The following is a 22,404-nucleotide window of genomic DNA, read 5'->3' on the forward strand; positions in this document are numbered from 1 at the left end:
ACCTTCGGGCATGACGAAGTTCCTGCTGTTGCACGCGGCCGGGTCGGCGCCGCCGGCCGAGCTCGGGGGCGAGCTGGTCGACGCGGGCCGGCTCGCCGACCCGAGCCTGACGGTCCGGATCGAGGGCGGCGCCGGTCCCGGGGCGTTTCGCTGGTACTGGCTGATCGACGTCGACTCGCTGGAGCGCGCGGTGCAGATCGCGGCGGCTGCGGGCGGCCCGGTCTCGGTGCGCCCGCTGATGACCGACCGCCCGGGCCCCGGCCTGGAGTGCTAGCCCGTCTTGAGTGCCGGCCGGTCTGTGCCGGCCGGTCTTGAGTGCTAGCGGCGCGCCGCCACCAGCTCGCCGAGCAGCCGCTTGAGCTCGGCGAGGTGCCCCGGCGGGTAGACGCGCCCGGCCGGGTCGACGACGTGCTTGACGCCACTCAGCAGCCGCCAGGCCTCGTCGGCGTGCCCGAGCTGGGCGAGAGCCTGGGCCTCGAGCCAGTCGCAGTACTGGCGCTCGGCGCCCTGCTCGCGCAGCTCGCGCGCGAGGAAGACCACGGCGTCGTCGTGCCCCGCGCCGAGCAGCAGCCGGGCCAGCGCGTCGGTGCCGAGCACCCACTGCCGGTCGCCGGGCCGGGTGCGTTCACGCAGGTGCTCGAAGGCGTTGACGGCCTCCTGGGCCCGCCCGGCGCCGACGTAGCTGCGCCCGAGGTCGAGCAGCGTCGTGGCGGCCAGGTCGCGGTCGGCCTCCCCGCTGAGCTGCTCCAGCACCTCCTCGCCGATCGCGGCGTTGCGCAGGGCCTTGCGCCGGCGGGTCTCGGCGTCCGCGTACCCGTGGTGCACGAAGTGCAGCGCCTCGCGGGGCAGCGCGGGCCAGACGCCGTCCGCCGGCACGAGCCGCTCGTGGACCCGCCCCTCCCAGTGCACACGGGCGGGGCGGAAGAGCCGCGGGGTGTGGTGGGTGTACGGCAGCTCGTCGTGCCGGTTGTCGATCGGCACGAGCAGCGCCCCGCTGCGGGCCGACGCGAGGATGGCGCGCAGCCGCCGCGGGTCGCCCTCGGCCCGGTCGTCGGCGTCGATGCTCAGCACCCACTCCGGCCCCTCGGCGGCCTGGACGGCTTGGTTGGCGGCCTGGGCGGCGACACCGGCGACTGACTGGTTGGCGGCCTGGACGGCTTGGATGGCGGCCTGGACGGTGACACCGGCGGCCTGAGCGGCGGCACCGGCGGCGGCTTGGATGGCGGCTTGCACCGCGGCATTGCGCGCGGCGGCGAAGTCGTCCCGCCACTCCCCCGTGCTCACCGTGGCCCCGAGCGAGCGCGCGAGGTCGACGGTCTCGTCACTGGAGCCGGTGTCGTGCACGTGCACGCCGTCGACGATCCCGCGGAGGGAGGACAGGCAGCCGGGCAGGTTGGCCGCCTCGTTGCGGACGATGAGCACCGCGACCAGGTTCACCCCGGCCCGATCGGCCGGCGCGCCCCGGCCTTGAGCGATTCAGGCCCGCGAACTCGGCCGCCGGGGCCCGCGGAGGGCGCCCCGGCGGCCGGGTCCGATGGTCTAGCGGCCCGTGGCAGCGTGGAACTGGTCCACGATCTCCTGCTTGATGCGGCCACGGTCGGAAACCTGGAATCCGGCGCCCTGCGCCCATTCCCGGATCGCGCGGTTCTGGTCGCGATCGCCCCGCGTCGTGCCGCGGCCCCGGCCCGGGGTGGTTCGGGCCCCAACGGTCGCGCTGCGGCCGACCTTGGTGCCCGCGGAAATGTAGGGCTTGAGCGCGGCGCGCAGTTTCTCCGCGTTCTTCTTGGACAGGTCGATCGAATACTGCACGCCATCGAGGCCGAACGTCACACTCTCATCGGCGGGCTTACCGTCCAGATCGTCGATCAGTTCCTGAATGACACGCTTGGCCATGCCGGCCGACCTCCCGTGAGCGACTGGGTCCGGACTGGAAATAACGGTGCCCGTGGCGAACAGTATCGCCAATCAATTGCATTCCCGCCAGATAGCGGGGGAAATCAGTTCATCACCGTTCGTGTCGAGGTAATTACACGCAACCTGCCGGAACCCTTGACCGGTCCAGGCTGGGAGCATGAGCGCACCGCCGCTGGACTGGGGGCGCCTGCTCGTCGCCCAGCTGGAGTTCTACTGGGACGCCCATCTATGGCCGCGGTTGCAAGGGCTCACCGACGAGGAATACTTCTGGGAGCCGGTGCCCGGGTGCTGGAGCGTCCGCGCCGGCGAGGACGGCCGATTCCGGCCCGACGGCGTCACGACCCAGCGGCAGCCGCAGCCGGTCACCACGATCGCCTGGCGGATGATGCACATCGCGGTCGGGTGTTTCGTCATCCGTTCGGCGACGTTCTTCCCGGCCCTCGGCGAGCAAGCCGATGGCGACATGTTCGACCCGCGTCACGTGCCCGGCGATCTGCCCGGCACCGCGGCCGGCGGGGTGGCGTTCCTGCACGACAGTTACCGGCAATGGCACGAGCACATCGCCGCGCTCGACGACGAGGCGATGCGCACGCCGCTGGGACCGAAGGGCGCCTATTTCTCCGCCGATCCGATGGCCGCGCTCATCGTGCACGTGAACCGTGAAACGATGCACCACGGCGGCGAGGTCGGCCTCCTGCGCGACCTTTACGCCGCGCGTTGCTGAACCGGCGGGCACGCGGCGAGCACCGTCTCGCTGATCGCGTTCTGGGCGGCCGCGGCGGGCTCGGGCGGGCCCAGGAGATTGGTGAGGTACACCGTCACGAGCCGCCGGGACGGGTCGGCCCAGGCGACGCAGACGTTGCTGCCGTTGTGGCCGAACGCGTCCGGGCTGCTGGTGCGGCCCATCGGTCGCGGCCGGAGCGCGTCGAGGCCGGGGCCGCCCAGCTGGAATCCGTGCGACCAGCGGATCGGCAGGCCGATGTGGGCGTCGACGGTGCCGTCGCTGGTCGGCGCCGTCGCCACCGCCAGCGTCTCCGGACGCAGCAGCCGCACCCCGCCCAGGCTCCCGCCGCGCACCAGCGCCTCGTAGAACACCGCGATGTCCCGGGCCGTCGCGGAGACGCCCGCGGCCGGGATGACGGCGCGGCGGGTCGCCCGGCGGTTGATGAACGCGGCGGCGGCCCGGGGGGCGGGGCCGCGGCCGTGGATGGGCACGTGGCGGTGCCACTCGGGGCCGGGCAGGCCGAGGAACGTGTCGCGCAGGCCGAGCGGGCGCAGGAGCCCGGCGGCCAGCGACTCCTCGACCGGCTCGCCCGTGACGCGCCGGACCAGCTCGCCGAGCAGGAAGCCGAAGGAGAGGTACTGGTAGGCGGGGCCTTCGCCGGCCGGGAACCGCGCGCGGGCCCGCTCCAGCGCCCGGACCGACGCGTCCCAGTCGGTCATCGCGAGCGCGTCGCGCGCGGTGGAGCGCGCGACCGGCAGGCCCGAGCGGTGCTGGAGCACGTGCCGTACCGTGATCGCGCCCTTGCCGTTGGCCTCGAACGCGGGCCAGTGCCGCGCGATCGGGTCGTCGAGGCCGAGGGCGCCGCGCTCGATCAGCCGGTGGACCAGCAGCGCGAGGTAGGGCTTGCTGGTCGAGAACAGCCAGAAGAGCGCGCCCGGGTCGCAGCCGTGGGCGCGGTCGAGCACGACGACGCCGTCTCGGACGACGACGAGCTGCGAGGCCCCGCCCCGCTCCCGGGCCATCGCGGCCGCCGCCTCGAGGCCGGCGCGGTCCACACCGTCCGGGTCGCGTTCGCTCCAGTCGAGCACGGCCCCAAACTACCGCTCGCGCCGTAGCCGGGGAACCGCTCCGCGCCCGGGAACCGCTCCGCGCCCGGGAACCGCTGCGCACCCGGGAAACCGCGCCGTGGCCGGGCAACCGCTGCGCACCCGGATGGCACCGGTTCGCACCCGTGCGGTGGCCGGTCGGCTGGCAGAAGCCGGGGAACGCTGGCAATAGCCTGGCAAAGGCTCCGACCCCGCCGGGCCCGGTCGAAGTCAAGCTCGCCGACGCGGCAGGAGCGATTTCGGCGGTACACCCACGGGCACCACGGACGGAGCGAACGTGACCTCGATCAGCGCCATCAGCAGCATCTCGTCCTCGCAGAGCGTGCAGTTCTCCGGTGTGCAACGGCCGGAGCGCTCGCCCCGGCAGGGCGGGCAGGACCCCCTGCAGTCCGTCGCGAAGGCCCTGAGCCTGTCGGCCGACGAGCTGAAGAGCCAGTTGCGCGACGGCAAGAGCCTCAGCGACGTGGCCGAGGCGCAGGGCGTCTCCCACGACGACCTCATCGCGGCGATCAAGGCGGGCAAGCCCAGCGACGCGCCCGCCAACCCCGGCGGCGTCTCCGACGACGAGATGGCCGAGAAGATCGCCGACCGGCAGGGCATGCCCGGCCGCGGCCAGGGCGGCCCCGGCGGACCGGGTGGGCCCGGCGGCGGCCCGGGCGGCCCGGCGGGCCTGCGGGACGACTCGAAGGTCAAGCAGCTCAGCACCCTGCTCGACAGCGACACCGGCGACCTGAGCCAGCTCAGCGCGGCGGAGCTGGTGAAGAAGTTCCAGAGCCAGGGCGTCGGCCTGGACAAGCTCACGTCGGTCTTCAACAACGGGGACCTGCTCAACACCTACGCCTGAGGCGGGGTGGCGCCGGGCGGTCACCGAGGACCGCCCGGCCCCGTCAGAGCATCGTCGCGCCGGTCATGATGGCGACCGCCTCCGCCATGGTGTGCGACTCCGGGGTGATGACCCCCGCGCCGCGGCCGAGGCGCTGGATGTGGATGCGGTCGGCCACCTCGAACACGTGCGGCATGTTGTGGCTGATCAGGATCACCGGCAGGCCGCGGGCGCGCACCTCGCCGATGAGCTTGAGCACCTGGTTGGACTCGCGCACGCCGAGGGCGGCCGTGGGCTCGTCGAGCACGATCACCTTGCTGCCGAACGCGGCCGCCCTGGCCACGGCGACGGCCTGACGCTGGCCGCCGGAGAGCGTCTCGACCGGCTGGGCCATGTTCTGCAGGGTGCCGATGCCCAGGTCCGACAGCGCCTGGGCGGCGTCGGCGCGCATGCCCTTCTTGTCGAGCATGCGCAGGACCGAGCCGAGCACGCCCGGGCGGCGGCGCTCCCGGCCCAGGTAGAGGTTCCCGGCGATGTCGAGCGCGGGCGCGACGGCCAGGGTCTGGTACACGGTCTCGATCCCGGCCTCGCGCGCGTCCTGCGGGCGGCGGAAGTGCACCGGCTCGCCGTCGAGGCGGATCTCGCCCGCGTCCGGGACCAGGGCACCGGTCAGGCACTTGACGAGCGTGGACTTCCCGGCGCCGTTGTCGCCGATGATCGCGAGTACCTCACCGGCATGCAGGTCGAGGTCGACGCCGTCGAGCCCGACGACCCGGCCGAAGGTCTTCACCAGCCCGCGGGCCGACAACACGACGGTCATGCCCTCACCCGCCGGATCCACTGGTCCACGGCCACGGCGAGCAGGACGAGCAGGCCGACGGCGAGGACGCGGTACTGGTCGTCGACCCCGGCGAGGGACAGCCCGCTGCGGAAGGCGCCGACGATGAGCGCGCCCAGCAGGGTGCCCAGCAGCGCGCCGCGCCCGCCGAAGAGGCTGGTGCCGCCGATCACGACGGCGGTGATGCTCTCGAGGTTCGCGTCGGCGATCGCGTTCGGGCTCGCCGCGCCGGCCCGGCCGATGAGGATCCAGGCGGTCAGGCCGTAGATGGCCCCGGCGAGGGTGTAGACGCTGAGCAGGACGCGGTCGACGCGGATACCGGCGAGGCGGGCCGCCTCCCGGTCGTCGCCGACGGCGTAGACGTGCCGGCCCCAGGCGGTGTTGGCCAGCGCGAAGCCGACGACGCAGTACAGCACGGCGACGAGCACCACGCCGGCGGTGATGTGGAAGCGGCCCACCGCGAACGTCTCGCCCGTCCAGTTGACGAAGGCCGGGAGGTCGGCCTGCTGGACGCTCTGGCCCTTGGAGTACAGCAGGCCGATCGCGGTGAACACGCTCAGCGTGCCGAGCGTGACGATGAACGGCGGCAGGCCGATGCGGGTCACCAGCGCGCCGTTGAGCAGCCCCGCGACGACCCCGACGGCGATGCCGGCGAGCACCGCGACCGGCCCCGGCACGCCCCCGCCCTCGGCCAGCTTCGCCGCGAGCATCATCGCCAGGATCGTGATCGCCCCGACGGACAGGTCGATGCCGGCGGTGAGGATCACGAGGGTCTGGCCGACCGCGAGCGCGCCGATGACGGCGACCTGCTGCAGCACCAGCGACAGCGAGTTGGGCGACGAGAAGCGCGGGTTGATCGCCGAGAACGCGACCGCGGCGACGACGAGCACGAGCAGCGGGCTGATGGCCGGATGCCCGTGCAGCACATGTTGTACCCGCTGCAGCGGCGACTGCCGGCGCAGCGCGAACTGCTCCGCGGCGGTCGTGGCCGTCACTTCTTGCCCCAGCAGAGCTCCGTGCCCTTCGCCGTGTCGATCGACTCGACGCCGGAGGCCGGCTTGTCGGTCACCAGCGCGACGCCGGTGTCGTAGAAGTCCAGGCCCGAGGAGACCTGCGGCTTCTGCCCGCCGCTCGCGATCTGCTTGATCGCCTTGACCCCGAGCTCGGCCATCTTGAGCGGGTACTGCTGCGATGTGGCATTGATGAGCCCGTCCCTGACCTGCCGCACGCCGTCGCAGCCCCCGTCGATCGACACGACGATCGGGCTCGGCCCGCCGGCCGCCTTGATGGCCTGCTGGGCGCCGACGGCCGCGGGCTCGTTGATCGTGTAGACCACGTTGATCCCGGGGTTCTTGGTCAGGCAGCGCTCCATCGCGGTGCGGCCGCCGTCCTCGGCGCCGTTCGTGGGCTCGTTGCAGGCGATGGTGTAGGTGCCGCCGCTGTAGTTGCCGGTCCTCTCCTCGTCGCCGTTGCGCTTGCGGTCCTTGGCGTCGATGCCCATGCCGGTCAGGAAGCCCTGGTCCCGGTTGTAGTCGACGGACACGATCTTGTCGTTGAACAGGTCGAGCAGCGCGATGACGGCGGGCTTGCCGGCCAGGGTGGTGGCGGTCCACTTGCCGATGAGCTCGCCGGCCTTGAAGTTGTCGGTGGCGAAGGTGATGTCGACGGTGTTCGCCGGGTCGGGCGGGGTGTCGAGGGCGATCACGTAGAGCCCGGCGTCGCGGGCCTTCTTGATGGCGGGGTTGACGCCGGGGCCGTTCGGGGTGATGAGGATGCCGGCGTCGCCGCGGGCGATGGCGTCCTCGATCGCCTGCACCTGGCCGGCCTCGTCGCCGTCGGCCTTGCCCGCGGCGATCGTGATCTTCATGCCCTCGGCCGCGGCGGCCTGCCTGGCGCCGTCCTGCATGGTGACGAAGAACGGGTTCGTGGAGTTCTTGGTGATGAGCGCGACCGAGATGTCCTTGCCGCCGCCGGCCCGGTCGTCGCCGCACGCGGCGGCCGGCAGCACCGCGAGGGTGGCGACGGCGAGCGCGCTCAGTGCTCTGCGCATGGTTCCTCCCTTGACAACGTTGTCAAATACTCTCGCGAGACGTCCTCACGATTGTCAATATAGGCTGATCCAAGATCTCAGATAACGATTCGAGCACAGTCGACCATCGATGACATCGTTGTCACTACCCGGTCCCGGTACGCTGAGCCACCGTGGACGCCCGACCGACTCTCCGCGACGTGGCCCAGCTGGCCGGGGTCAGCCCGAAGACCGTCTCCCGCGTGGTGAACGCCGAGCCGGGGGTGAGCGCGACCAAGGAGAGCCGGGTCCGGCGGGCGATCGAGCAGCTGGGCTACCGCCCGAACATGACCGCGAGCCGGCTGCGGCGGGCCGACGGGCGCACGGCCGCCATCGCCGCGCTGCTGGAGGACATCGCGAACCCGTTCTCCTCGGCGCTGCACCGCGCGCTCGAGGACGTCGCCCGCGAGCGCGGGGTGCTCATCTTCGCCGGCAGCGTCGAGGAGGACCCGGAGCGCGAGCGGACGCTGGTGCGCGAGTTCGCGCGGCGGCAGGCCGACGGGCTGGTCATGGTGCCGGCCGGGGACGACCAGGCGTACCTCACCCGCGAGCTGAACCCGGACACCCCCGTCGTGTTCGTGGACCGCCCGCCGGTCGGCCTGCACGCCGACGCGGTCCTCGCCGACAACGAGGCCGGCGCCGCGGCCGCGGTGCAGCACCTGGTCGCGCACGGCCACCGCGACATCGCCTACCTCGGCGACCTGCGCTCGATCGCGACCGCGCGCCAGCGCTTCACCGGCTACCGGGAGGCCCTGGCCGAGCACGGGATCCGCCGCAGCGCCGCGCACGTCGCCCACGACCTGCACACCGCGGACGCGGCCGAGGCGGCGCTGCTGCGCATGCTCGACGGCCCGCGCCCGCCGACGGCCTGCTTCAGCGCGCAGAACCTCGTGACGCTGGGCGCGATCCGGGCCCTGCGCAGCCGCGACCGGCACACGTCGGTGGCACTCGTGGGCTTCGACGACTTCCCGCTCGCCGACCTGCTGCAGCCCGCCGTGACGGTGGTGGCCCAGGACCCGGCCGCGATGGGCCGCCTCGCCGCGGAGCTGCTGTTCCGCCGCCTGGACGGCGAGACCTGGGAGCCGGCGAGGCACGTGGTCGCGACCCGCCTGATCGCCCGCGGGTCCGGCGAGCTCCCCGGCCCCTACGCCTCGGCCAGCACCTGATCGATCGCGAGGCGGCCCAGGTCCGCGAAGTACGCGTTGGTGTGGCGGTAGTGCGCCAGCCCGCCGAGGCCGAACGAGAACGCCCACGCCCGCCCGCGCCGCCACGTCGCCGGGTCCGGGTCGACCCGCGCCGGGAACGCCGCGCGCGCCGCGGGGCCAAACGCGAGCCAGGCCGGCATGAGGTCGACGGCGGGGTCCCCCAGGGCGAGGAAGCTCCAGTCGAGCACGGCGCTCAGGCGTCCGCCGCGGGCGAGAAGGTTCGCGGCGTGCAGGTCGCCGTGGACGCACACCGGCGGCCCGTCCCACTCGGGCGCGGCGCGGTCGCGCTCCCAGACGGCCTCGAGGCGGGCCGGGTCGTAGTCCCGCGCCAGCCGCGCGATCGCCTCGCCGACGTCGCGGCCCCGCAGGCTCGCGCCGCGCCCGTCGGGCTGCACGCGCGGGCCGCCCGCGGTGCCGATCCGGCGCAGGGCGAGCACGAAGTCCGCGAGGTCGTGCGCGATCGCGCCGGGGTCGTCGGGGACGGTGCCGTCAAGCCAGCGGTACACGCCCCACGCATACGGATATCCGAGCGCGGGCGCCCCGAGGGCGAGCGGATCCGGCACCTCGGCGGCCAGGTGCGGGGCGAGCACCGGCAGCCAGCGGCGCTCGAGGTCGAGCTGCGCGACGGCGTACTCGACGCGCGGCAACCGCACGCTCAGCCCGTCGCCGAGCCGGTAGACGTGGTTGTCGGTCCCGGACGACTCGACCGGCGCGACGGGCAGGCCGGCCCACCGCGGAAACTGCGCGGCGACGAGCCCGCGCACGACACCGGCGTCCAGCATCGCCCGATCGTCGCAGCCGGCCCGCCGCAGTGGCGAGCGAGTTTCCGCGCGACCCCGACCGACCTGCGGTTTCGGTTAATTGGCGACTTACTTTAACTATTAGGGCTCTTTACCTTGTGCGGAGCCTCATCGATGCCCGATGATGCGACTGAGCGGATCCGCCCACCCCTCACCCGCCTACACCCGATAGGAACCCCCAACCGTGCGCAGAAAGCTGGCGCTGGCCGCGCTTGCCCTGTTGACGCTGCTGGGAGTGGGCCTCGTGATCCGGCCCGCCCTCGCCGCCACCCCGTTCAAGGTGCTCGCCTTCTACAACGGCACCTGGGACGCCGCCCACATCGACTTCGACAAAGAGGCCAAGGAGTGGTTCCCCGCCCAGGGTGCCGCCAACGGCTTCACCTGGGAGGCCACGACCGACTGGAGCCGGCTCAACACCGGCAGCCTGGCGCAGTACAAGGTGATCATGTTCCTGGACGACGCCCCGCCCTCCGGGCAGCGGGCCGCGTTCCAGCAGTACATGCAGAACGGCGGGGCCTGGATGGGCTTCCACGTGAGTGCGTTCACCACCGACCCGAACTCGTGGAGCTGGTACTACAACACCTTCCTCGGCTCCGGCGCGTTCCAGACCAACACGTGGGGCCCGACGCGCATCACGTACAAGGTCGAGGACCGCGGCCACCCGTCGACGGCCGGACTGCCGGCGACGTTCACCTCCGCGGTCTCCGAGTGGTACTCGTGGAGCAACGACCTGCGCCAGAACCCGAACATCGACATCCTCGCGTCGGTCGACCCGAGCAGCTTCCCGGTCGGCACCGACCCGAACCAGTCCTGGTACAGCGGCTACTACCCGATCCTCTGGACCAACCGCAACTACAAGATGCTGTACGCCAACTTCGGCCACAACGGCATGAACTACAGCACCAACACGCGCACGTCCTCGACGTTCGAGAGCGCGAACCAGAACCGCTGGATCATCCAGGGCATCCAGTGGCTGGCGGGGCAGACGTCGACCCCGCCGACCTCGTCGTCGCCGACACCCACGGCGTCCTCGGGGCCCCTGCAGCCGGGCACGTACTACTCGCTCGTCAACAAGACCAGCGGCAAGTGCGTCGACGCCCGCGCGGCAGCCACCGCGAACGGCACAGCGATCCAGCAGTACGCCTGCAACGGCACGAACGCCCAGCACTACCGGTTCCAGGCGACCGACGGCGGCTACTACCGCATCGACAACCAGGGCAACCCGGCCCAGTCGCTGGACGTGACCGGCAAGTCCACCGCCGACAACGCGCCGATCCAGCTGTGGGCCTACAGCGGCGGCACCAACCAGCAGTGGCAGCCGGTGGCCGAGGGCGGCGGGTGGTACCACTTCGTCAGCCGCGCCACGGGCAAGTGCCTGGACACGCCGGGGGCCTCGACGGCCGACAGCGTGCAGCTGGTGCAGTACGCGTGCAACGGCACCGGCGCGCAGTCGTTCAAGCTGGGGTGACCGTGCTGGGGTAAGCGCTTTCCCAGCGTAACTTTCACGATCCCGGGACCGTCGCGTGCGGTCCCGGGATCGACGTCTTTCGAAACGCTTCGCACCGGCGCTACCGTCCGCCGAAACGGCCCGGCGGATGAGGGAGCGAAACGTGCGAAGAGCAGTGGCCGCGTCGGCGGCGATCCTGGCGGCCGGAGCCGGTGCCGTGGCGGCGGTGCACATCGCCTCCGCCGCGGCGGCCGGCTGCCGGGTGCAGTACACCATCACCAACACGTGGCAGGGCGGCTTCGGCGCGAACGTCGACATCACCAACCTCGGCGACGCGATCACCGGCTGGAACCTGACGTGGACGTTCGCGAGCGGACAGTCCGTGACCCAGGCCTGGAACGCGACCGTCACGCAGTCCGGCACCGCGATGAAGGCGGTCGACGCCGGCTACAACGCCGCGATCGCCACGAACGCGACGGTCTCGTTCGGCTTCAACGGCGCGTACACGTCCTCCAACCCGGTGCCGTCGGCCTTCTCCCTCAACGGGATCGCCTGCACCGGAGGCACGACCACACCGACCTCGTCGCCGCCCGTCACGACCTCGCCGACGCCCTCGACCTCGCCGCCGCCCTCGGGTGAGAACGGGCGGCAGATGGAGAAGCTCGACCGCGGGCTCATCTCCGTGCGCTCCGGCAGCGGGAACCTGGTGTCGTGGCGGCTGCTGGGCACGGAGGCGTTCGACACGTCGTTCAACGTGTACCGCGCCGGCACCCGCGTCGCGACGGTCACCAACTCGACGAACTACCTCGACAGCGGGGCCGCCGCCGACGCCTCCTACACCGTCCGGGCGGTCGTCGGCGGGGCCGAGCAGGCGGCCTCCCCGGCCTCGCTGCGCTTCACCGGCGGGGGCTACCTGGACGTGCCGATCTCCAGCCCGGGCTCCACGTACAGCGCCAACGACGCGTCGGTCGGCGACGTCGACGGCGACGGGCAGTACGAGATCATCCTGAAATGGGACCCGGCCGACAGCAAGGACAACTCCCAGTCGGGGGTCACCAGCAACGTCTACGTCGACGCGTACAAGCTCAGCGGCCAGCGGCTGTGGCGGATCAACCTCGGCCGCAACATCCGCGCCGGGGCGCACTACACGCAGTTCCAGGTCTACGACTACGACGGCGACGGCCGGGCCGAGGTCGCGATGAAGACCGCGGACGGCACCACCGACGGCACCGGGCGCGTGATCGGCGACGCGAACGCCGACTACCGCAACTCCTCGGGCTACGTCCTGTCCGGCCCGGAGTACCTGACCATGTTCAACGGGCAGACCGGCGCCGCGATGTCGACGGTGAGCTACGACCCGCCGCGCGGGACGGTCTCCGCGTGGGGCGACAGCTACGGCAACCGCGTCGACCGCTTCCTCGCCGGGACCGCCTACCTCGACGGCAAGCGCCCGTCGCTCATCATGGCGCGGGGGTACTACACCCGCTCGGTCATCGCCGCGTGGGACTTCCGCAACGGCTCGCTGACGAAGCGCTGGACGTTCGACAGCAACGCCTCCGGCAACAGCGCCTACGCCGGGCAGGGCAACCACCAGCTGGCCATCGCCGACGTCGATCAGGACGGCAAGGACGAGATCGTGTACGGCGCGATGGCGATCGACGACAACGGCGCCAAGCTGTGGAACAACGGCAACGGCCACGGCGACGCGATGCACGTCGGCGACCTCGACCCGTCCCGCCCCGGCCTCGAGGAGTTCAAGGTGGACGAGGACGGCTCGAAGCCGTCCTCGTGGATGGCCGACGCCCGCACCGGCCAGGTGCTGTGGACCACCCCGGCCAACGGCGACAACGGCCGCGGCGTCTCCGACGACATCTGGGCCGGCAGCCCCGGCGCCGAGTCGTGGTCCGCGGCCGCCGACGGCCTGCGCTCGCCGAGCGGCACGGTGGTGTCCTCGCGCAAGCCCGGCTCGACGAACTTCGTGATCTGGTGGGACGCCGACACGACCCGCGAGCTGCTGGACGGCACGCACATCGACAAGTACGGCACCAGCGGCGACACCCGCCTGCTGACCGGCTCCGACGTGCACTCCAACAACGGCACGAAGTCCACGCCGTCGCTGTCGGCGGACCTGTTCGGCGACTGGCGCGAGGAGGTCGTCTGGCCCACGACGAACAACACGGCGCTGCGGATCTACAGCACGACGATCCCGACGACGACGAAGTTGTACACGCTGATGCACGACTGCCAGTACCGCGAGGCGATCGCGTGGCAGAACACCGCGTACAACCAGCCGCCGCACCCGTCGTACTTCATCGGCAGCAACATGGCCGCTCCGAGGCAGCCCGTCATCTATGTCCGATAAGTTCGGGTAGGGTGCCCGGGTGACGTCGCCCGGCTGGCTGGTTGTCGATGGAACCCCGCCCGCGGAGCTTGCGGCCGACGGGCTCGACGGTGTCGTTCTGCTCGACACCGCCGAGCCCGCGGCCGCGGCCCTGGCGGCCGAGCTCGGCCTGCCCGTGCTCGCGCCGGGCGGCCCGGTCGTCGTCTCCCCCGGCGGCACGATGTTCGCCGCGGACGGCTGGTGGCGGCACACCCCCGCCGGTCCGCGGGTCGCGGCCGGGCTGCGCTTCCCGGACCCCGCCTGGCCGGACGGCGGCCTCGACGCGACCCCGATCCCGGCCGGCTGGCTGCTGTCGAGCGAGCCGGCGCCGGAGATCACCCGCTCGATCGCCGTCGACCCCGCCCGCCCGCTGCTCGTGTGCGACGGCACCGTCACCGGGCCCGGGCTCGCCGCCGCCCTGCGCGCCCTGCCGGTGGCGGCCGACGTGGCCGTCCTCGGGCCCGGGCAGGGGGCGGGCCGGGCCGTCGCCCTCGCCGCCGCCGGCGAGCTGGGCGAGCCGGTGAGCCTGGTCAACGGCATTCCCCTGCACACGCCGTCGGGCGAGGTCGTGGTGTACGCCCTCGACGCCGGCCTGAACCCCGTGTGGCCCGAGCCGGCCGCCCGGCTGCGGTGCCTGCCCGACGGCCGCGAGGAGGTCGCGGCGTCCACGCCCCCGCAGCCGGGCCTGCGCGCGCTCGACGCCGCCACCTACGCGCTCGAGCTCGGCTGGCTGGTCCGCGTCTCCGGCGGCGGCCTGCACGCGATGCCGGTCGGCCCGCTCCCGCCGGCCGTGGGCCGCGCCGCGGTGCCCGCCCCCGAGCCCGCGCCGGTGCCGGCCCAGGAGTCGACGGTCGACCTGACGCCGTACCGCCAGCTCGCCGACGGTCGCTACCGGGTCGTCGTGGGCACCCCCGGGCTGGACATCAACGACCTCGTGTGGCCGGCCCTGTCCACGCTGTTCACGGCGGCCCTGACCGACGTGCCCGCCGGCGTGGAGCTCGAGGTGATCGGCGAGCCGACGGACTGGGGCCGGGCCGCGGCCGCCGAGCTCGCCGAGCGCCACCCGGGCGGCGACCCGGCGGCGAAGCCGTACCAGGTCGCCAGGGTCCTCGCGCTCGGCGCCGAGCCCGGCCCGGTGGCGGCCCTCGCCCGGCGCGGCCGGCTGGTCCTGGCGGCCGCGGGCGCCGCGGCGGTCCTGGCGCTCGGCGCCGGGGTGGTGGCCGCGTGGCCGGACCGCCCGCCGACCAGCACGGACGCGGCCGGCGAGCCCTACCTCGTCCCCGGCCTCGTCCCCGGCGCCTCGGGCTCGGCCCCGGCCGCGAGCGGCTCCAAGCACCCGCCCTCGGCCCGCCCGTCGTCGCCGGCCCCGCGCCCGAGCGGCCCGGCGGCGTCGGCAGGGCCCGACGCGGGCGCCGAGGGCACGGTGAGCAGCGGCAACCCCGACCCGCTCGGCCTCGACGGCCTGTTCAACCTGGCCGCGGGCCGCAACACCCGCGACAGCGGCCACACGGACGTGTACGGCTCCGGCAACATCACCGACGGCGACCCGAGCACGTACTGGGAGAGCCGCAGCAACGCGTTCCCGCAGTGGGTGCAGGTCGACCTCGGCAATCCGGCCCAGGTCCGCCGCGCGGTGCTGCGGTTGCCGCCCTCGACGGCGTGGCCGGCCCGCAGCCAGCGCATCGAGGTCCAGGCGAGCGCCGACGACAAGACGTTCTCGACGCTGGTGAGCGCGGCGACGTACACCTTCGACCCCACCTCGGGCCAGCGCGCGACGATCACGCTGCCGGGCTCGCAGTGGCGCTACGTGCGCCTGGTCTTCACCGCGAACACGGTCCAGGGCGCGGGGCAGCTGTCGTCGCTGGAGCTCTACCGCCTGTGACGCTCACGCCGGGCACGCGCGGCCGGCGGTCAGCGGGTGGCGGGGTCCGGCGACAGGGCAGAAAGAGCGCGGCCCGGGGAGGGTGCCGAATCCTCTCCCCGGGCCGCGAATCCCCCTAGGTTACGAGCAGGTGGCGCCGTTGAGCTTGACGCCGGACGGGGCGGGGCTCGACGGGCCGTTCGCGGTGAAGCCGATCGTCACCGAGGCGCCCGCGGCCAGCGACGGGGCCCAGCTCGGGGCGGCCGCCGTGAACGTGGTGCCGGACTGGGTGACGGTGGCGTTCCAGCCGCTCTGCAGCGTCACGCCGGACGGCACGGCGAAGGTGGCGGTCCACGGGTTGACGGCCGCGCTGCCGGTGTTCTTCACCGTGACGCTGGCCTGGAAGCCGCCCTGCCAGGCATTGTCGATCTTCACGGTGGCGGTGCAGCCGCCGGTCGGGGGCGGGTTCGACGGGCTCTTCGACGCCGACGGCGAGACCGAAGCGGACGGCGAGACCGAAACGGACGGCGAGACCGAGGTGGACGCGGAAGGCGAGCCCGTGGGGCCGGTGCCGCCGCCGACGGGCGGGATGAGGTACGGCTGCAGGATCGACTGCTTCTGCTGGTTGACCGTCTTCCAGTCATCGCCGACGATGCCGCCGGTGTCGCCCGAGTTCGGGTTCCAGGACCAGTACGTGAAGTTCATGCCCGTGACGCCGGTCCCCATGTACTGCATGAGCTTCTGCAGCCACCGCACGTCCTGCGGGTTCTGCAGGGTGCTGCCGAACTCGCCGATCAGCACCGGCGCGATGTTCTGCTTCTGCAGGTAGCCCCAGAACTGGTCCCAGATGGCGGGGAGGTTGTCCGGGAAGCTCGGGTCGTCGAACCACGCCTGGTGGTACACGGAGTTGGCGTACTCGTGCGCGGAGTACACGAGCTTGTTCGGCTTGTTCAGGCGCACCGGGAACTGCCCGGCCTTCGACAGGTTGCCGCCCCACCAGCCGCACGGCTCGTCCGGGATGTTGTCCCAGGCGTTGGCGTTGCCGCCGCTCGGGCAGCTGACGCCCTCGACGACGATGAGCCAGTTCGGGTTCGCGTCGAGGATGGCGTTGCCGGCCCGCTCGGCGGCCAGGCGCCAGTCGCGGTTCACGTCGCCGCAGCCCCAGCAGGCGCCGGTGCCGTTCGGGTCGGTGCCGTCGGCGTGCGGCTCGTTGTGCAGGTCGGCGCCGATGACCGTGGTGTTGCCGGCGTAGTGGCGGGCGAGCATCTGCCAGTTGCTGATCCACGTCGCCTCGGGCGTCGCCGGGACGTACCACAGGGCGCTCTGCCCCGCGCTCGTCGGGCGGTGCCGGTCGAGCAGGATGCGCATGCCCTTGCTGCCGGCGTAGTCCACGACCTTGTCGAGGATCTGCAGCGGGGTGAGGCCGACCAGGTCGGGGTTGCTGTACCCGTCGACGCTGTTCGCCTGCGCGCCCGGCTTGAGCGCATCCTCGGAGAAGGGCACCCGGATGGTGTTGTACCCGAGGCTCGCCATCTGGTCGAGGTGGTCCCGCCACGGCCGGGCCCACAGCCCGTGGAACGTCTTGTTGTCGGTCTCCATGCCGAACCAGTTGAGGCCGGTGAGGCGGACCTTGGTGCCGCTCGCGTCGACGAGCTGGGCACCGACGGTGCTCAGGTATCCGGTTCCGGTGCCGCCGGTGGCCGCGGATGCCGTGCTGTTGAGGCCGATGACGGCGACCGCGCCGACGACGGCCATGCTGCTGGCCGCGACGGCGGCCCAGAGTCTCCTCATGCCCGTTGTTGTATTGAGACACGTCACATTCTGCCCAGCCGGTGATCGCGAACCGGGGAGTTTGTGCAGCTCAGAGCGGTAGAGCGGACGGAAACTTACACCGCCGGCAGGGCCTGCAGCAGCTTCGTGTGGGCGGCGAGGATCCGTTCGGCGGCGCCCTTCGTGGCCGTGTCGGATCCGGCCGTACCCTCCGAGGTCGCCAGGTGCGTCGTGCCCTCGAAGTGCTCGCGCAGCACCCGGACCGCCGCGGCCAGGCGCTGCTCGGCGGGCGCGGCGCGGATCGCGGCGAGGTCGTCCTCGAGCACCATCCCGGGCAGGTCGTGCCCGGCGTGCTCGGACGCGTTCTCGACGCCCCCGCCGGCGGTCAGGGCGGAGCGCAGCGCGGCGAGTTCGTCACGGTGCCCGGTGGCGGCCGGGCCCACGACCCCCGCGAGCTGAGCGTCGTCCTTGAGCAGGTCGAACAGCGGCAGCGCGCTGTTGTCCAGCGAGATCATGAGCTGCAGGAAGGCGAAGTCGGTCGGGTTCAGGTTGCCCGACGCGGCGGGCTGGCCGCCGGGCGGCAGCGCGGGCGCGCCGGGCTCGTGCGCGGGGCGGGCCCACAGCAGCACGACGGCGAGCGTGGCCACGAGCACGACGGCGACGGCGAGGACGCGGCGCCAGAGATCGCGCTTGGCGACTTCCTCGTCGTCCTCGTCCTCCTCGCCTTCCCCGTCGGCCACGGCGGGCTCCTGCGCAGCAACAGGAGCATTCTCCGGTTCGGAGGGCGTAGGCTCGCTCGACAGAGCCACGCTGGCACCGTTGATGGGCTCGTCGCCGTCCTGGGTCACGACCTCGACGGTAAATCCGCGGCCGGGCCGGTTTCTATTAGCTGCGGATTAAGTTGTGCCGATGATTTTCGACGGGCGCGAATAACGCTTTTAACTCGAACATAAGGATCATCGGCGCCGTATACGCAAGACTGGAGCGGTGAGGCGCCTCCTGCGCGTTCCGGTGGTGCTCCTGGTCGCGGTGCTGTGGGGCCTGGGCTCGTACGCGCTCGGCTTCGCCGCGCTCGCCGACAGCTTCCCGTGGGCCCTGGCGGCCGCGTTCGCCGGCGGCCTGGTCGTCACCGGCGCGCTCGGCAGCCTGATCAGCCGGCCGCGGCCGATCCTGCTCGCGATGCCCCTCGCGATCATCGCGCTCACCACCACGGTCTACGCGTCCGGCGTACACCACCTGCGCGAACGCCCCCGCCTGACCCTGGTGGTCGACCAGCGGCAGTGCGCGGGCACCGGCACGGGCTGCACCTACAGGTTCCGCGACCCCGCGGGACGGCCCACCCCGTTCCGGCTCGCGAGCGGGGCGGTCCACGACATCGGCGACACCGCCGAGGTCTACCGCACCGGCACCGCCGACGAGGTCCGCTGGTGGCCGGCGGCGCTGGTCGGGGCCGAGGCCACCGCGCGCACCACGGCCCGGATCACGGTCCCGCTGCTCGCCGTCTACACCCTCGCGCTCGGCATCGCGGGCGCGCTGGCCGACCGGGCCACCGTGCGCCGCTTCCACCGGCACATGACTAGTTCCCGACCTTCGTGACCGACCCGTGCGGGCCGCCCTGCCACCACATGCAGTCGACCAGGTACGCCGCGCCACCGCTGTCCGACACGAACTGCACGACGAGCCGGGCCGGCTCGTTCTGGGCCTGCGACACCGAGTAGCCCTCCCGGGGCGTGGCGGTGACGAGCGAGACGACCTCGGCCCGGATCCGGACCACCGCGTCGCCGCCCTCGGACCGGAACGACTTGAGATACACGTCCACGCCGTCCGAGCCCGTCGTCACCGTCCAGCCGTCGACGGTGCGGGGCGGGGCCGTGCTCTTCTGCGTCGGCGGCGCCTGCGTGGTGCGGGTCGCGCCCGGGCTGGTCGGCGGCGGCGCGAACGCCGAGCTCGGGTCCTCGATGATGACCGTGTCCGGCGCGGAGGGCCCGGCCGACGGCGGCGGCAGCGTCTGGGTCGCGACCTTCCGGTCGCCGCGCTCGTCGCCGGCCGCGACCGGGATCGAGTCCTGGGGCACGGCCGTGCGCAGCACCGGGCGCAACGCCAGCGAGGCGACGCCGATGCTCGCCGTGGTGGCCAGGCACCACAGCAGGACCGGCACGGCGCCCTTCTCAACCCGCATGGCGGCATTGTCGCACGCGTACCCGCCGAAACGTTTCGCCGAAATGGCGATAGGGTGCGCGCATGCCGCTCATCCTGCTGGTCGAGGACGACGTCGCCGTCTCGGGTGCCCTGTCCCGGGCGCTCACGGACGCCGGGCACGTCGTGCGCCCCGTCGGCAATGCCGGGTCCGCGTTGCGCGTGATCGCCACCGACCCGCCGGACCTCGTCATCCTCGATCTGGGCCTGCCGGACATGGACGGGCTCGACGTCCTGCGGATGCTGCGCGGGATCTCCAACGCCCCCGTGATCGTGGCGACCGCCCGCCGCTCCGAGCGCGACATCATCCGGCTGCTCGACGCCGGCGCCGACGACTACGTGACCAAGCCGTTCTCGAGCGCGCAGATGTCGGCCCGGATCAACGCGGTGCTGCGTCGCGGGCAAGGCACCCCCGGGCCGGCTCAGCCGCCGGCCGGGATCACCGTCGGCGGGCTGCACGTCAACCCGCAGCAGCGATCCGCGGCGCTGGACGGGCGGCCGTTGCAGCTGACGAAGAAGGAGTTCGACCTGCTGGCGTACCTCGCCCAGCGCTCCGGCCGCGTGGTGAGCCGCCGCGAGCTGCTGACCGAGGTCTGGCAGCGCCCGGACAGCTCCGGCGAGGACCAGACGATCGACGTGCACGTCTCCTGGCTGCGGCGCAAGCTCGGGGAGAGCGCGACGCAGCCGAGATACCTGCGCACCTTCCGCGGGGTCGGGGTGATGCTCGTCGACCCGGCGCAGCCACCGGCATGAGATCGGCGTTGATGCGCCTGTCGTTCGCGATCACCACGATGATCGCGCTGGCGTTCCTCGTACCGCTGGCCTACGTGACCAAGCAGATCGCCCACGACCGCGCGCTCGCCGAGGCCCGCTACCAGGCCGACGCGATGGTCGCCGCGCTCGCCTCGGCCCCGGGCGACCAGCAGGGGGCGCTGGTGCGCGCGGTGGCCACGGTGCCGGCGGGGCAGTCGGGGCGGCTGGCGGTACACCTCGTGGGAAATCCGACCGTCGGCACCTCGCACGCGCTCACGGGCGACGTGGACCGGGCCGCGCACGGGCGCCGCTCGCTGACCGTGGACGCGCCCGGCGGGGTCGCCTATCTGCAGACCGTCGTGCTCGACGGGGACCGGACCGCGGTCGTGGAGGTGTACGTCTCCGACGACGAGCTGACCCAGGGCGTCGGCGCGGCCTGGCTCGCGCTGGCCGGCCTCGCGGTGCTCCTCGTCGCCGGCTCTACTCTCGTCGCCGACCGGCTCGGCGCGCAGATCGTGCGGGCCACCCGCAAGCTCGCCGAGGGCGCCCGCGCGTTCGGCGACGGCGACCTGCACGCGCGGGTCGAGCCCGACGGCCCGCCGGAGCTGCGCGACGCCGCCAAGAGCTTCAACCGCATGGCCGAGCAGATGATCGCGTTCGCCGACGCCGAGCGCGAGCTCGCCGCGGACCTCTCGCACCGGCTCCGCACCCCGCTGACCGCGTTGCGCCTGGACGCCGACGCCATGCCGCCCGGGCCGATCGGCGAGCGGATGCGCCAGGCGTTCGACGCCCTCGACGACGAGATCGAGCAGATCATCACGCAGGCGCGGCGCTCGGCCGCGGACCGGCAGCCGGAGACCACGGATCTCGTGGAGGTGGTCGCCGACCGGCTCGCGTTCTGGTCGGTGCTGGCCGAGGACCAGAACCGGCCGTGGCGCGTGACCGGCGGGCAGGAGCCGGTGTACCTGCCGGTGTCCGAGGCCGACCTCGTCTCGGCCGTGGACTGCCTGCTCGGCAACGTCTTCCAGCACACCGGCGAAGGCACCGGCTTCGAGGTGCACGTGTCGGCCCGCGGCCTCTACGTGGACGACGCCGGCTCCGGGATCGCCGACCCGGACCGGGCCCTGCGCCGGGGCGCGAGCGGCGCCGGCTCGACCGGGCTGGGCCTGGACATCGTGCGCCGGGTCGCCGAGGCGGCCGGCGGGCGCCTGCTCATCGAGCGCGGCCCGCTGCGGGGCGCCCGGATCGCGATCGAGCTGGACCCGTTCGCCCCCGAGATCCCGCCGCCGCGGGCCACGCGGCGCATCGTGCGCTGATGCTCGACGCGCTGCCCGGCTTCGTCGAGCGCCTCTACCTGGTGGGCTCGGCCGCCCTCGACGACTACCGCGAGGGCGTGAGCGACCTCGACTTCGTGGCCGTGCTGCCGTCGGCGCCGGGGCCGGACGAGGTGGCGGATCTGGCGGCGGTACACCGCGCGCTGCGCCGATCCCGCCCGCTCCTCGACGGCGTCTACCTCACGGCCGCCGACCTGGCCGCCCCGCCCTCGGCCGCGCCGCCCCGCCCGGGCGTGCACGCGCACCGCTTCTCCCCCGCCGGCGCCTTCGGGCACGACCCGGTCACCTGGCACACGCTCGCGCATCACGGCATCGCCGTGCGCGGCCCCGAACCGTCCACCCTGGACGTCCACACGGACGCGGCCGAACTGCGCGCCTGGACGCGGGCGAACGTCGCGTCCTACTGGCGCCCGTGGCTGCGCCGCCGCGGCCACGCCCTGCTGACCGACCGGGGCGTGGCGTGGGGCGTGCTCGGCCTGGCCCGCATGCGGTACACGATGGCGACGGGCGGGATCGCCTCGAAGTCGGCCGCGGGCGCGTGGGCCCTCGACGCGTTCCCGGATCACGCACAGGCGCTGCGGGAGGCGCTGCGGCTGCGCGCGGGCGGTCCGCCGCAGTTCCGCTCGCGCCTGGTGCGCCGGGCGGCGGCCGCCGCGTTCATGCGGGCGGCCTCAGGCGAGTAGCGGTCCGCGCAGTTCCGCTCGCGCCTCGCGCCTGGTGCGCCGGGCGGCGGCCGCCGCGTTTTGCGGGCGGCCTCAGGCGAGTAGCCGCTGCAGGAGCCCATCGAACACGGCCAGCTCCTCCTCGCTCAGCGGCGCGAACGAGCGCCGCAGCACCTCCTCCAGCAGCCGCTGCCCCTGCTCGCGGATCGCGTCGCCCTTGCCGGTGAGCCGGTGGCGCACCGCCCGGCCCGGCCCCGGCATCCGCTCGATGAGGCCGCGATCGATCATCCGCGTCGCGAGGGTGCCGAAGGACTGGTCCGTCTGGAAGGTCAGCTGCGCCAGGTCGTGCAGCGACGCCTCCGGGTTGGCGTGCAGGTGCCGCAGCGCGTCCCACTGCACCAGGCTCACGCCCAGCGGCGCCAGCACGGCGTTGGCCTCGCGGTGGTGGCGCATCTGCAGTCGCTTGACCGACAGCCCGATCTCGGAAATCGCCCTCGTCATGCCCTTCATACTATCTCAGGTT

General features: G+C 73.1%; 22 protein-coding genes. 11 read left to right on the top strand and 11 right to left on the bottom strand.

The features are described 5' to 3' along the window. Positions 1 to 10 precede the first annotated feature (10 nt). Entirely contained in the window at positions 11 to 274 is a 264-nt protein-coding gene (locus ABT369_RS06970; RefSeq protein WP_350610764.1) for a YciI family protein, read from the top strand. 44 nt (positions 275 to 318) lie between these two features. Here the strand turns inward: ABT369_RS06970 and ABT369_RS06975 are convergent, their stop codons facing one another. Further along, the gene (locus ABT369_RS06975; RefSeq protein ID WP_350610765.1) at positions 319 to 1,437 is read right to left on the bottom strand and encodes a glycosyltransferase; all 1,119 of its coding nucleotides are present in this window, start codon (positions 1,435 to 1,437) and stop codon (positions 319 to 321) included. A gap of 102 nt (positions 1,438 to 1,539) precedes the next feature. Then, complete coding sequence (locus ABT369_RS06980) at positions 1,540 to 1,893, bottom strand: histone-like nucleoid-structuring protein Lsr2 (protein ID WP_350610766.1); 354 nt, start codon at positions 1,891 to 1,893, stop codon at positions 1,540 to 1,542. A 178-nt stretch (positions 1,894 to 2,071) separates the two neighbouring features. Between ABT369_RS06980 and ABT369_RS06985 the strand changes: the two genes are divergently transcribed. Beyond that, positions 2,072 to 2,638 carry a DinB family protein gene (locus ABT369_RS06985; RefSeq protein WP_350610767.1) on the top strand — a complete coding sequence of 189 codons (567 nt, stop codon included), beginning with the start codon at positions 2,072 to 2,074 and terminating at the stop codon, positions 2,636 to 2,638. On the opposite strand, the gene ABT369_RS06990 is transcribed toward ABT369_RS06985, so the two are convergent. After that, positions 2,620 to 3,726 (bottom strand): serine hydrolase domain-containing protein, encoded by a 1,107-nt coding sequence (locus ABT369_RS06990; RefSeq protein WP_350610768.1) that lies wholly within the window; start codon positions 3,724 to 3,726, stop codon positions 2,620 to 2,622. The genes ABT369_RS06985 and ABT369_RS06990 overlap by 19 nt on opposite strands. Positions 3,727 to 4,021: 295 nt before the next feature. Between ABT369_RS06990 and ABT369_RS06995 the strand changes: the two genes are divergently transcribed. After that, positions 4,022 to 4,588: a hypothetical protein gene (locus tag ABT369_RS06995; protein WP_350610769.1), complete on the top strand. Its 567-nt coding sequence runs from the start codon at positions 4,022 to 4,024 to the stop codon at positions 4,586 to 4,588. A gap of 43 nt (positions 4,589 to 4,631) precedes the next feature. Here ABT369_RS06995 and ABT369_RS07000 read toward each other — a convergent pair whose 3' ends face one another. The 3 genes from ABT369_RS07000 to ABT369_RS07010 are packed head-to-tail and all read right to left on the bottom strand — an operon-like array spanning position 4,632 to position 7,455. Further along, positions 4,632 to 5,387 (bottom strand): ATP-binding cassette domain-containing protein, encoded by a 756-nt coding sequence (locus ABT369_RS07000; RefSeq protein ID WP_350610770.1) that lies wholly within the window; start codon positions 5,385 to 5,387, stop codon positions 4,632 to 4,634. After that, positions 5,384 to 6,400 carry an ABC transporter permease gene (locus tag ABT369_RS07005; RefSeq protein ID WP_350610771.1) on the bottom strand — a complete coding sequence of 339 codons (1,017 nt, stop codon included), beginning with the start codon at positions 6,398 to 6,400 and terminating at the stop codon, positions 5,384 to 5,386. The genes ABT369_RS07000 and ABT369_RS07005 overlap by 4 nt, the downstream gene beginning before the upstream one ends. Beyond that, on the bottom strand, positions 6,397 to 7,455 hold the full coding sequence (locus ABT369_RS07010) for a substrate-binding domain-containing protein (protein WP_350610772.1): 1,059 nt from the start codon (positions 7,453 to 7,455) through the stop codon (positions 6,397 to 6,399). The genes ABT369_RS07005 and ABT369_RS07010 overlap by 4 nt, the downstream gene beginning before the upstream one ends. A 152-nt stretch (positions 7,456 to 7,607) precedes the next feature. Here ABT369_RS07010 and ABT369_RS07015 point away from each other — a divergent pair, with 152 nt between their 5' ends. Then, positions 7,608 to 8,639, top strand: a complete 1,032-nt coding sequence (locus tag ABT369_RS07015; protein WP_350610773.1) for a LacI family DNA-binding transcriptional regulator — start codon at positions 7,608 to 7,610, stop codon at positions 8,637 to 8,639. Here the strand turns inward: ABT369_RS07015 and ABT369_RS07020 are convergent. Continuing rightward, the gene (locus ABT369_RS07020) at positions 8,618 to 9,460 is read right to left on the bottom strand and encodes an aminoglycoside phosphotransferase family protein (protein WP_350610774.1); all 843 of its coding nucleotides are present in this window, start codon (positions 9,458 to 9,460) and stop codon (positions 8,618 to 8,620) included. The two genes, ABT369_RS07015 and ABT369_RS07020, sit on opposite strands and share 22 nt — an antisense overlap. Positions 9,461 to 9,662: 202 nt before the next feature. Here ABT369_RS07020 and ABT369_RS07025 point away from each other — a divergent pair, with 202 nt between their 5' ends. The 3 genes from ABT369_RS07025 to ABT369_RS07035 all read left to right on the top strand — a co-directional run bounded on the left by ABT369_RS07025 (position 9,663) and on the right by ABT369_RS07035 (position 15,187). Then, positions 9,663 to 10,946 (top strand): ThuA domain-containing protein, encoded by a 1,284-nt coding sequence (locus ABT369_RS07025; protein ID WP_350610775.1) that lies wholly within the window; start codon positions 9,663 to 9,665, stop codon positions 10,944 to 10,946. A gap of 127 nt (positions 10,947 to 11,073) precedes the next feature. Continuing rightward, on the top strand, positions 11,074 to 13,287 hold the full coding sequence (locus ABT369_RS07030; protein ID WP_350610776.1) for a rhamnogalacturonan lyase family protein: 2,214 nt from the start codon (positions 11,074 to 11,076) through the stop codon (positions 13,285 to 13,287). 19 nt (positions 13,288 to 13,306) lie between these two features. Next, complete coding sequence (locus ABT369_RS07035; RefSeq protein WP_350610777.1) at positions 13,307 to 15,187, top strand: discoidin domain-containing protein; 1,881 nt, start codon at positions 13,307 to 13,309, stop codon at positions 15,185 to 15,187. A gap of 120 nt (positions 15,188 to 15,307) precedes the next feature. Here the strand turns inward: ABT369_RS07035 and ABT369_RS07040 are convergent, their stop codons facing one another. Both ABT369_RS07040 and ABT369_RS07045 read right to left on the bottom strand, forming a co-directional pair. Continuing rightward, on the bottom strand, positions 15,308 to 16,957 hold the full coding sequence (locus tag ABT369_RS07040) for a cellulase family glycosylhydrolase (protein WP_350610778.1): 1,650 nt from the start codon (positions 16,955 to 16,957) through the stop codon (positions 15,308 to 15,310). A 95-nt stretch (positions 16,958 to 17,052) separates the two neighbouring features. Then, positions 17,053 to 17,676, bottom strand: a complete 624-nt coding sequence (locus ABT369_RS07045; RefSeq protein WP_350610779.1) for a DUF305 domain-containing protein — start codon at positions 17,674 to 17,676, stop codon at positions 17,053 to 17,055. Between the two features lie 247 nt (positions 17,677 to 17,923). Between ABT369_RS07045 and ABT369_RS07050 the strand changes: the two genes are divergently transcribed. Further along, the gene (locus ABT369_RS07050; protein WP_350610780.1) at positions 17,924 to 18,532 is read left to right on the top strand and encodes a hypothetical protein; all 609 of its coding nucleotides are present in this window, start codon (positions 17,924 to 17,926) and stop codon (positions 18,530 to 18,532) included. On the opposite strand, the gene ABT369_RS07055 is transcribed toward ABT369_RS07050, so the two are convergent. Then, positions 18,513 to 19,115: a hypothetical protein gene (locus ABT369_RS07055; RefSeq protein WP_350610781.1), complete on the bottom strand. Its 603-nt coding sequence runs from the start codon at positions 19,113 to 19,115 to the stop codon at positions 18,513 to 18,515. The two genes, ABT369_RS07050 and ABT369_RS07055, sit on opposite strands and share 20 nt — an antisense overlap. 62 nt (positions 19,116 to 19,177) lie before the next feature. Between ABT369_RS07055 and ABT369_RS07060 the strand changes: the two genes are divergently transcribed. The 3 genes from ABT369_RS07060 to ABT369_RS07070 are packed head-to-tail and all read left to right on the top strand — an operon-like array spanning position 19,178 to position 21,902. Next, positions 19,178 to 19,885, top strand: coding sequence for a response regulator transcription factor (locus tag ABT369_RS07060; RefSeq protein WP_350610782.1), 708 nt, complete (start codon positions 19,178 to 19,180; stop codon positions 19,883 to 19,885). After that, complete coding sequence (locus ABT369_RS07065; protein WP_350610783.1) at positions 19,882 to 21,201, top strand: HAMP domain-containing sensor histidine kinase; 1,320 nt, start codon at positions 19,882 to 19,884, stop codon at positions 21,199 to 21,201. Before ABT369_RS07060 ends, ABT369_RS07065 begins: the two co-directional genes overlap by 4 nt. Further along, complete coding sequence (locus ABT369_RS07070) at positions 21,201 to 21,902, top strand: aminoglycoside adenylyltransferase domain-containing protein (RefSeq protein WP_350610784.1); 702 nt, start codon at positions 21,201 to 21,203, stop codon at positions 21,900 to 21,902. The genes ABT369_RS07065 and ABT369_RS07070 overlap by 1 nt, the downstream gene beginning before the upstream one ends. A 72-nt stretch (positions 21,903 to 21,974) precedes the next feature. On the opposite strand, the gene ABT369_RS07075 is transcribed toward ABT369_RS07070, so the two are convergent. Continuing rightward, complete coding sequence (locus ABT369_RS07075; protein WP_350610785.1) at positions 21,975 to 22,382, bottom strand: MarR family winged helix-turn-helix transcriptional regulator; 408 nt, start codon at positions 22,380 to 22,382, stop codon at positions 21,975 to 21,977. Positions 22,383 to 22,404 lie beyond the last annotated feature (22 nt).

Source organism: Dactylosporangium sp. NPDC000244 (assembly GCF_040300725.1).
GTDB lineage: Bacteria > Actinomycetota > Actinomycetes > Mycobacteriales > Micromonosporaceae > Dactylosporangium.